Origin of the sequence: Agromyces intestinalis, from assembly GCF_008365295.1 — a bacterium.
Lineage (GTDB): Bacteria > Actinomycetota > Actinomycetes > Actinomycetales > Microbacteriaceae > Agromyces > Agromyces intestinalis.
In genome coordinates, this window is record NZ_CP043505.1 from 842,762 (window position 1) to 855,334 (window position 12,573).

Here is a 12,573-nt window from a genome sequence, read left to right on the forward strand (position 1 = left end):
CTCGTGCGACGATGGTGCGATGCCGCGCCGATTCCGCTTCACCCCCGTCGGATGGCGCGTGCTGCTGCTCCCCTACCTGGTCGCGCTGGCGCTCATCGTGTTTCTGCCCGCGCGCGAAGCCGGCCGTGTGACGGGCATCGTCGGCTGGGCGGCCGATGTGCTCGCAAGCGTGGGCGTGCCGCGCGAACCGGCCGCGACGGCGCTCGAGTTCGGCGCGAACATCGTGCTGTTCGTGCCGTTCGGGGCGCTGCTCGCGCTGGCGTGGCCGCGACTCGGCGCGTGGTCGACGATCGGCATCGGCGCCGCGCTCTCGGTGGTGATCGAACTGGTGCAGCTCGGCATCCCGTCGCGAGTGAGCGCGGTGTCAGACGTGGTGGCGAACACGACCGGTACCGCGATCGGCGTGCTGCTCGTCACGCTGTGGGTGCAGCGTCGCCAGTCGGCCGCTCCGCCCGACCCCGCCCGCTCGCCAGCCGCATGAGCTGCTCGAGCGGCCCGCGCCCGACGAACCGCCGCCACAGCCACGCGAACGCCATCGACCCGACGACCAGGCCGATGAGCAGCGGCCACGAGTCATCCGATCGGAAGCCCCGGTCATCGACGTAGACCGACGCGGCGATGACGAAGAGGTGCGCGGTGTAGATCGTGAGCGGCATCGCACCCATCGCCGTGACGGGTGAACAGACGGCGCGCACGACGCCGGCCACGCGCGGCGCCACGAGTGTGGTGAGTGCGACGGCGACCGCCACTACGACGGCGCAGATGCCGACGTTGCCGACCGCTTGCAGCGACTCCCCCACCGCGGCCTGCAGGTACGCTTCGTCGAGGGTCGCGACATCCGCCATGCCCGCGACCGACTGGCGCAGCAGCGCGACGCCAGGCGCGAGCAAGACCGCACAGGCCGAGGCCCCGACGAGCCCCGACCACAGCACGACCCGTGGCCGGGTGACGCCGAAGCGCGCGATCGCCAGGCCGATCAGCATCACCGGCACCCACTCGATCACCGGGTATGCGCCGGAGAACACCCAGTCGACGGGGATCTGCCAGCCGGTGAGGCGCGCGTCGACGATCCACTGCGCGCGGCTGACGAGCACGGCCACGCCGGGCGCGATGGTCACTCCCGCGATGCCGACCCCGAGCGCGACCCCGCGCGGAACGAAGATCAGCGGCAGCAACAGCAGGAATGCGAGACCGTAGACGTCGAGGATGACGAACACGAGCGGCGCGACGAACCAGGTGATCGCCAGGCCCATCGCGATGAGGATGACCGCGCGGATCGCGATCTGACGGCGCAGCTCGGCACGCGCCGGGCCGCCGAAGCGGCCGGGCGCGGCTGGGATCGGATGCCTCGCCCCGCTCATGAGCCCGAGCCCGATGCCGGCGGTGAGCGCGAACAGCAGCCGAGGGCGCTCGTCGGCGACGCCGATGAGCGCCATCCACGGCTCGGTCGTCACGACCGGTGCGACGTGCGCCACGAACATGCCGATGAGCGCGAGCCCGCGCGCGAGGTCGACGCCGTCGACACGGCGAGCGGATGCCTCGGGCGTGCGCCGACCGGACACTTCGCCCACGCGCCCGACGCTCACGCGGGTCAGCGCACCACGATGGTGGGGCCTTCGAGGTGCGCGAGCACGCCGTGGCTCACCGACCCGAGCAGGAACCGCGCGAGCGCGCCCCGGCCGTGACTGCCCACGACCAGCAGCGACGCGTTCGCGGCCTCGTCGACGAGGGCGGCGACCGGATCCCCTGCGACCACGCGTCGCTCGATCTCGAGGCCCGGATGGGCGGCGACCGTCGCGGCGAGCGAGTCGTCGAGCACTTCTTCGGCCGCGCTGCCGAGCGCGTCGGCACCCACCATCGCGACCCCGTAGCCGTACTCGCCGCCGACCATGACGGCGATGTCCCACGCGTGCACCGCGATGAGGGGCTCGCCGATGCGCTCGGCCTCGGCGGCGGCGAACACCAGGGCCCGATCGGACACCTCGGAACCGTCGACGCCCACGACCACACCGCGCCGAGCGGCAGTGTCGATGTCGGGGATGACGGCGACGGGCACACTGCTCGACGCGGCGATGCGCAGGCTGTTCACCCCGCGACGGCTGGGCCGCTTGCCGCCGTGCCAGTCGCTGCCGACGACGAGCAGGTCGCTGCCGCGCGTGAGGCGCTCGAAGACCTCGGCCGGGTTGCCCTGTTCGAGGTCGGTTACGACCTCGAGGCCGGGCGACTGGGTCTCGGCCGTCGTGCGCGCTGATGCCAGGCAGTCGCGCGCCCGCGACTGGGCCGCCAGCAGCAGCTCGGCATCACCGGTCGCCTCGATCGCCGAATCGACCACGTGCACGAGCCGCAGCCGATGCCCCTGACCCGCGGCCCGTTCGGCCGCCCATCGCACCGCCCGATCGGTCGCGGGCCCGGCCGTGCTCACACCCACCGCGATCTCGCCCATGGAGCCTCCCGTCGTCACCCCCATCTTCGCCATCGGGAGCGGGTTTCGGAAGGAGCAGCGAGCGGATGTCTCGAACGGATGGGTGGGTCGGCGGCGGCGCGGGCGACCGACCGGGCGGTCACGCACACAGACTGCTCAGCCGGCTCGCTCCGCGCGGAGCAAGTCGGCCGGACGGGCAGCCCTCAGGAATCGTTGCGGGACCGACGCACCGTGGTCAGCACCACGATGAGTGCCGCGCCGAGGATCAGCGCACCACCGCCGATCCAGAGCCAGAGCACGGGCAGGTCGAAGCCGGTACCCGACAGACTGCCCGAGGCGCGGGCTGGCGTATCCGCCGGCACGACCGTGAGCGTGCCCGTGGCCACGTACTGCCCGGCCGTCGCGGTGATCGTGTACGTGCCGGGGGTGTTCGACGACACCTGGTACGACACCGTGCCCGTGGCATCCGTCGGACGCGAAGCCGTGGAAGCCTTCAGCACCGCGAGCGTGACGGCATCGGGTGCGGTGGCGGTGCTCGGCGAACTCGGCGCGAGACCGGTGAAGGTCATCGTGCCGACCTGGCCGACCGTCAACGTGACGTTGGTTCCTTGACCGACATAGCCGGTGCCGCCCTCTTGTGCGGTGGCGGTCGCCGGAGCAGCGAGCAACACCGCTGCTGCGACCGCGACGGTCGCGAAGATCTTTCGAATCATGTACCGAACCCCCGTTGTGGTAACAGATCGACGTTGACACCCTCCCCGAAAGGGGCACAACAGGGCCCACGATACGGCAGTGACGGTGAGAGCGCGACCCCCCGCGGCCCAGTCAGCGCAGGGCCGCCCACTCAGCCGTGTCGCAGGAGAGTGAGGCGCCCGTCGGTTCGAGCGGCACCATCAGGGGTGTCGCCTCGATGATCGGGGTCTTCATTCCCGACTCTCCGCCGAGGAATCCGAACGTGTAGGCAGCGCTCTCACCCGGGGCGAGCGTTGACACCACCTTGCTCAGCGTGTAGCCGGAATCGGAGGTCGGGTGGTACCCCGTGGGCTCTCCGTTCAGTTTCACGCCGAGGTTGTACGTGCCGAGCTCGCTGTAGACGTGCACCGTCGTCGTGATCGAGCCGGGCGGCGTTCCGTAGTCACCGCCGCCCGTAACGTATCTCGGCAGGCTCGTCGCCGCATCGGCCGGCGCGGTGTTCGTCACGGTCACGTGGATCTCGTACAGCGGCAGGCCATCATTACGGCAGGTTACGGTTCCCGACTCGATGGCCACCTGCAGGAACCGGTCCATCTTCGAGCCGGTGGCGTCGTTGAAGTACACGCCGAATGCCTGCTCCTCAGGGTCGCCCTCGGGCAGAGCCCCATCGAGGGTGGTGCCGTGCAGCACCGCCTGCTCGGTGACGTCGGCATTCCAGATCAAGATGCGGCGCTCGGCCCCCGCCTGGGCGAAGGCGTCGATGAGGGCGCGCGGGTCGGCGCCGCCGGCGGCGAGCGCGTCGAAGGCGGCGGAGGCGACCTCGGCGAAGATGGCGTCCTGCTGTGAGACCTCGTACCTCAGGTAGACGTCTTGCAAGAGGAACGTCACCGCGTTGTCGGCGGTCACGATGTCGCCGGTCGAGAGGGTCAGCGGCCCGGTCGCGCGCAGCAGGTAGCTCAGCATCACCGGGTCGACCGCGACGACCGTCTGCACCTCCTGCCCGAACCGTTGACGCCACATCTCGCGGGCGACGGTGGCAGCGAGCGGGAACTGCGGGGTGAACGTCGCATCCTGGATGTACCGCGCGGTGTTGTCGCCCCAGAGCGCGCGAGTCTCGACCGGCAACTGGACGACCGGCGGGTCGAACCGCGGGAAGTCGCTCGAGCTCGCCTGCTGCACGAGCCCGATGCCGCCGCCGTCGGCGTGCACGAGCGCGAGCGCACCCGGGATGCCGCCGAGCGAGCGCAGTTCGGCGTTGTTCTGGAACAGCAGCAGGATGTCTCGGGGCCCCGCCGCGCCGAGCATCGGCGGCAGCAGGGTGGTGGCGCGGTCGAGCCCACCGACCACGTCACGCGCCTGCCCGATGAGTTCGACGTACTCATCGCGGGCGTCGGCGAGCGGGCCGATGACGTCGGCCGCGGCCACCCGGGGTGACTCGACCATCGCCGCGGCGGTGTCCATCGCCACGCGTGCCTGGTGCGCCGGCTCCTGCAGGTCGACGATCGGCTGCAGGTCGATGCGATTGCCCGCAGGCGCGAACCGCGCCAGATCCATGCCCTCGGCGGCCGCGGCCAGCGGCAGCACGGCGCCCGACGCCGCACGATCGACCGACGCCGAGATCGACCGCAGCACCTCGAGATTGGGCCCGAGCCCGGGAATCGCCTCGTACACGCGCCAGATCAGGTCGCCCGTGAGCGCTGCCGCGGATGCCGCGTGGTCGGCGAGGTCCCGTGCGGTCTTCGATGCCGCGGCCGCGTCGCCGTCGAGGATCTGCTCTTGCGCCAGCCGGGCGAGCGGCACCGCCGCCTCGAGCTCGTTCTTGGCGAGCAGCGCACGAATGCCGACCCAGGCCACCGAGAACACGACGAGGGCAGCGAGCCCGACCAGCGACCAGGTGATGATGCGGCGGGTGCGCTTGCGGCGGCGCGCGGTGCGCGAGCGGTGGTGGTGGCCTGAGCCGTGTGAGCGCGAGGACCCGTGGGAGCGGCCGGAACCGGAGTGCGATCCCGCGCTGGAACCGCGCACCGCATCAGGTCGGGCCGGTACCCCATCCCCATGGGTCCCACCCGACGACTCCGAACCCCCGGAAGACGGCGTCACGATGGGTAGCGTAACCAATCAATCCGTCGAACCGGCCTGAGAACCTCAGGCGAGCCGGTTGTTCCACATCGACAGCGCCGAACCGATGGCCATGTGGCGATCTGCAACATCGAGGACAAGCGCGCCCGCGACCGTGCGAAGGAGAAGGGCCTGCCCCGCGGCAGCAAGCGCAAAGCCGCCGGCCGGCTCGTCGAAGGGCAGATCACCACGAACTGGAAGCAAGCCCTCGCCCAACTCGCCCTGGCCTACCCCGAACGCATCAAGCCCTACCTGTAAACCCCAGACCCAGACCCCTTACACAGACAACTTGACAGGCTCCCGGTATGCGGAGCGTGAGAGCCCGGCCAGGCGGCACGCCATCCGTTCGCTCACCCGCAGTGTCCTGATCAGGTGAGCGACGGCGGCGCGGCGCCTGCCCGGGCCTAGAAGTTTCCCTCAGCCAACTCCTTGAGCGCGGCCTTCTCCAGCTCCGCCTCCGCGAGCAGCCGCTTCAGCGTCGCGTTCTGCTTCTCAAGCTCCTTCAGACGCTTCGCGTCGTCGGCCTTCAGACCGCCGTACTGGTTACGCCACCGGTAGTACGTCTGCTCGGAGATCCCGAGCTCCCGGCACACCGCCGCGACATCCGCGCCGTCGGCGAGCATCCGGTCGGCCTGACCGAGCTTGCGAACGACCTGCTCCGGGGTATGACGCTTCCTGCTGTTCGACATGATCTGACCAGTCTCCCTGCCCGCAACCACGGGCAACAGGACGACTCTCAGAACCACCGGACCTACGAAAAGGGGTCAGCCCACGCCAGCCAGATCCATCGCTAATCTGACACACCCGAACTGGGACGTGATCATCCGCCTCGTCGGCGCCGACCTCGCCGGACAGATCAACGAATGGCCGAAGGCCGCCACAACTGCCTCGGACTCGACACTCTCCCCAAGAGCCGACTCACCCTCCTGCCCGGCACCAGGAACGAGATGATCGACTAGCACGCCTTCGAACTCACCGCCTGGACACAGGCAAATCGAACAACACCGCGCTGCACCACTACCCGGGACTGGACCGCCGCCTTAGTATCAGGCCGTGCGAGCCTTCGACCACCTCTTGCTCACCCGGTTCAATGTTCACGCAGAGAAGTGGGCAGAGATCTCGCCGAGCGACAGTTGGCTGCACCATCGACTCGATATCTTCTCGCGCTACTGTGTCCCATCGATCGCTCAACAGAGTGCACGAGGCTTCGACTGGATACTACTCATCGACTCGGGGTCACCTCCGTGGTTCGTGGAGCAACTCGGGATGATCTCGAATCGAGCCGGGGTGACAGTTCACATCGAGCGCATCGAGGGATACATCGGCGAGGCGAACTTGGCGGCCGCGGTTACCCCACACATCACATCCGAGTGGGTCATCACTACTCGGATCGACAATGACGACATTGTCGCTACCGATTTCATTGCGACCATTCAAGACGCCTTCGAGGCACGCCAGCATGTCATCATCGATTTGCCGGATGGCGCAGTGTTCCGAGCGGGCGCGTTCTACCTGCGTCGATACTCCATGAACCCGTTCAGCAGCTATATCGAACGCTCACCTGGCGCCGTCACAGTCCTGCGTGACAATCATCTCAAGCTGGGGCGCCACGGGGACGTTCGTTCGATCCGAACAACACACCCGGTTTGGGTAACGCACGTCCACGGCGAGAATGTGTTCAATCGTGTTCGAGGTTGGCGCGTGGATCCCACTCCCTATAGGCGATGGTTCCCGACGCTCGATCTGCCACATGCGAACTCCGCATCAGTCTTCGGATCGCGGATGGCCTTCGCCGTCGTGGAGGCAGCGCGACGAGGTAAGCGAGTGATTCGAAGGCTCCTTTCCGAATGAGCCTGCGTGTCCAGGGCGATTCACTTCGTTCATGCAGGTTCATCAAGATGACGTGATCATCTCGGGCCGGTGAAGGTTCTCGGCCCGAGCCTGATGTGGATTGGCTCTTGCCAGCATTCTGGCCACCGGCCTCTTCTTCGATGATCAGGTTGACTTCCCCGGCTCAGCCGCCATGCCCCGGCGCTGGGCACGGCGTATGTGATCCTTGGCGGCACGGGAGACAAAACCCGCTGAGGACGTTCTCGGTTCCACCGATGCAGTTCGTCAGCTCTATCTCATACTTCGGCTCTACTTCGTAACTGGTGGTTGCCCACCATTGCCCGGCATGTCGTCGGACTGCGGCACCCGCTCGCCGGCAGGTAGCTCAGCTTGGCGGGGTCGACGGCAGCGACGATCTGCACCTCTTGCCCGAAGCGCTGGCACAGCATCTCGCACCGGACGGTGGCCGCGAGCCGGAACTGCGGCGGAACGTCGCATCTTGGATGTACCGGGTCGTGCTGTCGCCCCGAGGTCGGGCCGGCACCGCATCCCGATGGGCCCGACGACTCCGAACCCCCCGAAGACGGCGTCACGATCGGCAGCGTAACCAATCAGCCCAATCCTCTCGACGCGAGGCTTAAGCCTCGCGGCAGATTGGCCAGCGCCGAATGGTCATGGAATGCGAGCATGAACACGTGACGCGAACCGACAAGCCTGAACCGGGGCGGCCCTCGCTGCGACGCCAGGCGGCCCGCGGCAGCGCGATACTGCTCGCTGCCCAGGCGGCCAAGGTGGTCATCGCGGTTGTCAGCGTCGTGGTGCTCTCAAGGTTGATCGAGCCCAGCGCCTTCGGGCTGGTCGTCATGGTGACGGCTATTTCCGGAGTGGCGAGCATCTTCCTCGACTTCGGACTCTCCACGGCCGCGCTCCGCTCCCCCGACATCACCCACCAGCAGCAGTCGAACCTCTTCTGGATCAATGCGGGAACGGGCCTGGTCCTAGCTGCCACCGTGTTCGCTTTCTCCTGGGCTGTCGCAGGATTCTACGGAGACCCGCGACTCGTCGTGGTCACACAATGGCTGTCCCTCGCACTGGTTCTCGGAGGGGTGAACACGCAGTTCCGGATCACACTCAATCGAGCGATGCGCTTCGGTGCCCTGGCCATCGGGGAAGTCGCCGCGACACTATTTGGACTCGCGGCGGCAGTCGTGGTTGCGCTGTTCGGCTACGGCATCGCCGCGCTCGTGGTGCAAACGCTCGCCACGTCGTTGGTCATCTTGGTCTTCAACGTCGCCCAAGCGCAGTGGTGGCCGAAGCTACCGCACCGCGACGCGGGAATGCGAGCCCTGGTGAAGTTCGGAGCGGGGATGGCCGCAACCCAACTGCTGTGGTATGCCACCCGGAATATCGACAGCATCGCGATCGGCAGGGTTTGGGGCCCGACGGAACTCGGTCTCTACGACCGGGCGTTCCGGCTCGCGGTCGCCCCCATCTTGCAGGTCAATCAACCGATGACCAAGGTGGCACTGCCCGTCCTCTCTCGCCACCTCGACAATCCGACGCGATACATGGCCGCTCTCCGTGAGGGCCAGCTCATCGCCTGCTATCTGACGTCGAGTGTGCTTCTCGTCCTGGCGGGCGTGGCGGGGCCGCTCGTCAATGTCCTGCTGGGGCCGGCATGGACCGGCGTCGAGGGACTCGTCATGGTCTTGGCCGTCGGCTCGACCTTCCGCGCAATCCAGCAGGTCGTGAACTGGCTCTTCATCTCGAAGGGCTTGTCCGGGTCGCTGTTGCGCCTCAACCTTTGGATGCAGCCGCTCACAATTGGGTTCATCCTGGCGGGAGTGAACTGGGGGGCGATGGGGGTGGCAGTCGGGGGCACGGTCGGGTTCGCCGTGCAGTGGGTGGCGTCGTTTATGTGGGCAGCCCGTGCGGCGTCGCTCGACCTGCGCCCGCTCTTCTTCGCGGCGTTGAAGGTAGTAGCCACTTTCGGCCTGCCCGCAGGAGCGCTGGCATTCATGGCGAGCACGTTCATCCCCGTCTCGCCGATCTGGCAACTACTCGCAGGGCTCGCCCTCGCAGCCGCCTGGTTCGCTGCAGTCGGCTGGCTCTCCCGCACGACACGGAGTGACCTCACTACGCTCTGGCGTTTCATCCGCCTCGCACTCGGTCGCCGTGATTCTCCAAGTACGTGACCGGACTCGGATGCGGTTCAGCCGCGTGCAGGTCAGCCGGATACCACTTCCCTCACCAGGCCGAAGAGGGTTCCCGCGAAGGACCTGGCAATTGGCCGCGGCCGCCCAAGAGCGTTCCCAGTTCGCGTGGCTCGCTTCCGCGTGGCGGCGATCCTCACCTGTCGTCACAAGTGAGGATCAACTGAACCGATCAGCGAATCCACCCGCGTCGGGTTCGCGCGGAGGAACACTTCGAAGGAGTCCCCCAGCCCACGACGTGGGTGAACTGTCCAACGACCGAGCGTGATCATGCCCGGCGAGCTTGGCACCTGTGCACGAGACCCGGTGGAGCACGATGCTCCCCGTCTCGCTCAGCCACGGGTGTTCGTTCATCAACACAAGACCTCCGCGCGGTCCACCGGGACATCCCCGAACTCGTGGTTCACGATGGCATGGAGCAACGCGGATTGGGCAGACCTGCGACGCCACGTCAACTCCTTCGACTGCTACCGCGGATCGTCCGCAATCCGTCCCTCCTGGTCGGGTTTTGCCCTGCGGGTTCGGGTTGATGAGCGAAGAAACGATGCACTCCTGGGCATCGACCACGTTGTCCTCGACAACAGCCCGGAAAGTCTACGCGGTCGTCGACGGCTATACCGCAGGAATCACAACCGTGCACGCCGTGTACGGATCTTGATTCGGCGGGCGAGATCTCTCGCGGAGTGCTGGGCAGCGACTAGCGGACGACAACCTCAGGTAAGCCGGTTGTTCCACATCGACAGTGCCGAGCCGATAGCCATGTGCATATCGAGGTATTGGTAGGTACCCAGCCTCCCTCCGAAGAAGACGCCGTCCTCTCCCCGCGCAAGCTCGCGGTAGGCGAGGAGTCCGGCGCGATCGGACGGCGTGTTCACCGGGTAGTACGGCTCGTCATCTCTCGACGCAAACCTTGAGTATTCGCGCATGATGACGGTGCGATCACGTGGATATCGGTCTGCACGCTCCGGATGGAAATGCTTGAACTCATGGATGCGCGTGAACGGCGCTTCTGCATCCGCGTAGTTCATCACCGAGGTGCCTTGGAAGTCGGCGACGTCATGGACTTCCTGCTCAAAGTCGAGTGTCCGCCACGACAGCACCCCCTCGGCAAAGTCGAAGTAACGGTCGATCGGGCCCGTGTAGACAATGGGAAGGCGGCCCAAAGTTGCCCTCCGATGTAATGGCTGTGTCTCGTCGAAGAAGTCGGTCCGTAGCCGGACGTCGATGTTCGGGTGATCCACCATGCGTTCGAGCCACGCGGTGTAGCCGTCTGCCGGAAGGCCCTCCCACGTGTCGTCGAAGTACCTACTGTCGTACGTGTAGCGAACCGGGAGGCGGCTGATCACATCCGCAGGGAGTTTCCTCGGATCGGTCTGCCACTGCTTTGCGGTGTAGTTGCGGATGAACGCCTCGTAGAGCGGTCGGCCGATGAGTGCGATCGCCTTTTCCTCGAGATTCTGAGCGCTCCTCTCATCGAACTCACCAGCGAGCCGGTGCACCAATGCGCGGGCCTCGGCGGGCGAGTACGCTGCACCGAAGAATTGGTTGATCGTGCCCAGGTTGATCGGCATCGGAAACACGACGCCGTCATGCGTTGTGAACACACGATGCACGTAGTTGGTGAACGTCGTGAAGCGATTGGCGTACTCCCACACTGCGGGATTGGATGTGTGGAACAGGTGAGCACCGTAGCGGTGGACCTCGATCCCCGTTTGCGGTTCATGCTCACTGTAGGCATTCCCGCCGATGTGGTCACGGCGATCGATGACCGTGACCTTCCGGCCTGATGCGGCGGCACGCTCCGCGACCGTGAGCCCGAAGAACCCCGACCCGACTACGAGCAGATCCACGCGGTGCCCGCCATTCTCGTGACCAGACTCGAGTGGACAACCTCGGACCCTGCCGCAGGCGCCACGATTGGTAGCGTAACGCGAGCGAGCCGTGCGCACGGTGCAAACGACACACGGTTCGTTACGATCTCGGCGAACGGATGCATCTGGGCGCTGCGACACTCCGAGCAACGCCCCAACGGGTTGGGCTGACCCCTTTTCGTAGGTCCGGTGGTTCTGAGAGTCGTCCTGTTGCCCGTGGTTGCGGGCAGGGAGACTGGTCAGATCATGTCGAACAGCAGGAAGCGTCATACCCCGGAGCAGGTCGTTCGCAAGCTCGGTCAGGCCGACCGGATGCTCGCCGACGGCGCGGATGTCGCGGCGGTGTGCCGGGAGCTCGGGATCTCCGAGCAGACGTACTACCGGTGGCGTAACCAGTACGGCGGTCTGAAGGCCGACGACGCGAAGCGTCTGAAGGAGCTTGAGAAGCAGAACGCGACGCTGAAGCGGCTGCTCGCGGAGGCGGAGCTGGAGAAGGCCGCGCTCAAGGAGTTGGCTGAGGGAAACTTCTAGGCCCGGGCAGGCGCCGCGCCGCCGTCGCTCACCTGATCAGGACACTGCGGGTGAGCGAACGGATGGCGTGCCGCCTGGCCGGGCTCTCACGCTCCGCATACCGGCGCCCGCTCAAGGGCGACACGGTCGCGGACCCGGACCGTGCGTTGCATGACTGGCTGCGCGCCTGGGCGAAGAGCCATCCCCGCTACGGGTACCGGCGGGCGTATCACGACGCCCGCGCCGAGGGCTGGGTCGTCAACCACAAGAAGATCCAACGCCTCTGGCGCGACGAGGGCCTGCGGGTGCCGCAACGGCGTCGACGCAAACGCGTCGGGTCCTCGACCGTCCAGGCACCTGCCGCGGATGCGCCGAACATGGTGTGGGCGGTGGATTTCCAGTTCGACGCCGACGAGCAGGGCCGTCCGATCAAGATCTGCTCCATCGTCGACGAGCACACCCGCGAGTGCATAGGTGGGCTCACCGAGCGGTCGATCACCGCCGACCGGCTCACCGCCCACCTCGAGGACCTCGTCGCCGTCCGCGGTGCTCCCGCGGTGCTCAGATCCGACAACGGCCCGGAGTTCATCAGCGACGCGATGGCCGACTGGGTGGGCACCCGCACCGGCCTGTCCTACATCCCGCCGGGATCGCCGTGGCGCAACGGGTACGTCGAGTCGTTCAATAGCCGCCTCCGCGACGAATGCCTGAACATCAACAGCTTCTACTCGCTGCTGCACGCGCAGGTCGTGATCGGCGACTGGAAGGACGAGTACAACCACCACCGCCGGCACTCCTCGCTCGGCTACCTACCGCCCGCCGAGTACGCTCGGCAGTGCACCCATCAAATCGAAACCGACGACTCACAGAGCGTCCGGACCGAATGAAGGGGGCGGCCCAGGGTGATCTACTGATT

At 66.9% G+C, this 12,573-nt stretch carries 9 protein-coding genes and 2 pseudogenes; 5 read left to right on the plus strand and 6 right to left on the minus strand.

All coding sequences use genetic code 11. The annotated features are described in order from the left end of the window. Window positions 1-19 precede the first annotated feature (19 nt). The gene (locus FLP10_RS03915; RefSeq protein ID WP_149159684.1) at window positions 20-481 is read left to right on the plus strand and encodes a VanZ family protein; all 462 of its coding nucleotides are present in this window, start codon (window positions 20-22) and stop codon (window positions 479-481) included. Here FLP10_RS03915 and FLP10_RS03920 read toward each other — a convergent pair. The 4 genes from FLP10_RS03920 to FLP10_RS03935 all read right to left on the minus strand — a co-directional run bounded on the left by FLP10_RS03920 (window position 414) and on the right by FLP10_RS03935 (window position 5,140). After that, a complete protein-coding gene (locus FLP10_RS03920; protein WP_149159685.1) occupies window positions 414-1,571 on the minus strand; it encodes a DUF418 domain-containing protein in 1,158 nt (385 codons plus the stop codon). The genes FLP10_RS03915 and FLP10_RS03920 overlap by 68 nt on opposite strands. Before the next feature lie 20 nt (window positions 1,572-1,591). Then, window positions 1,592-2,443 carry a universal stress protein gene (locus tag FLP10_RS03925; protein ID WP_168209096.1) on the minus strand — a complete coding sequence of 284 codons (852 nt, stop codon included), beginning with the start codon at window positions 2,441-2,443 and terminating at the stop codon, window positions 1,592-1,594. A 182-nt stretch (window positions 2,444-2,625) separates the two neighbouring features. Further along, a complete protein-coding gene (locus FLP10_RS03930; protein ID WP_149159687.1) occupies window positions 2,626-3,135 on the minus strand; it encodes a hypothetical protein in 510 nt (169 codons plus the stop codon). Between the two features lie 112 nt (window positions 3,136-3,247). Next, window positions 3,248-5,140: a DUF4012 domain-containing protein gene (locus FLP10_RS03935; protein ID WP_149159688.1), complete on the minus strand. Its 1,893-nt coding sequence runs from the start codon at window positions 5,138-5,140 to the stop codon at window positions 3,248-3,250. A gap of 168 nt (window positions 5,141-5,308) precedes the next feature. On the opposite strand from FLP10_RS03935, the pseudogene FLP10_RS03940 reads away from it, so the two are divergent. After that, a pseudogene (locus FLP10_RS03940) lies at window positions 5,309-5,491 on the plus strand (IS256 family transposase); the annotation flags it as partial. A gap of 30 nt (window positions 5,492-5,521) precedes the next feature. On the opposite strand, the pseudogene FLP10_RS03945 reads toward FLP10_RS03940, so the two are convergent. Beyond that, window positions 5,522-5,922, minus strand: a pseudogene (locus FLP10_RS03945) (transposase); the annotation flags it as partial. Between the two features lie 364 nt (window positions 5,923-6,286). On the opposite strand from FLP10_RS03945, the gene FLP10_RS03955 reads away from it, so the two are divergent. Then, window positions 6,287-7,084: a glycosyltransferase gene (locus FLP10_RS03955; RefSeq protein WP_149159689.1), complete on the plus strand. Its 798-nt coding sequence runs from the start codon at window positions 6,287-6,289 to the stop codon at window positions 7,082-7,084. A gap of 674 nt (window positions 7,085-7,758) precedes the next feature. Beyond that, on the plus strand, window positions 7,759-9,258 hold the full coding sequence (locus tag FLP10_RS03960; protein ID WP_168209097.1) for a lipopolysaccharide biosynthesis protein: 1,500 nt from the start codon (window positions 7,759-7,761) through the stop codon (window positions 9,256-9,258). Window positions 9,259-9,989: 731 nt separating this feature from the next. Here the strand turns inward: FLP10_RS03960 and glf are convergent. Further along, window positions 9,990-11,126: a UDP-galactopyranose mutase gene (gene glf / locus FLP10_RS03965; protein WP_149159691.1), complete on the minus strand. Its 1,137-nt coding sequence runs from the start codon at window positions 11,124-11,126 to the stop codon at window positions 9,990-9,992. A 267-nt stretch (window positions 11,127-11,393) separates the two neighbouring features. Here glf and FLP10_RS03975 point away from each other — a divergent pair. Then, window positions 11,394-12,544, plus strand: a protein-coding gene (locus tag FLP10_RS03975; RefSeq protein WP_149159692.1) for an IS3 family transposase whose coding sequence is annotated in 2 segments (ribosomal slippage) — window positions 11,394-11,664 and window positions 11,664-12,544 — 1,152 coding nt in all. Because the reading frame shifts where the segments join, the coding sequence is not laid out codon by codon here. Window positions 12,545-12,573 lie beyond the last annotated feature (29 nt).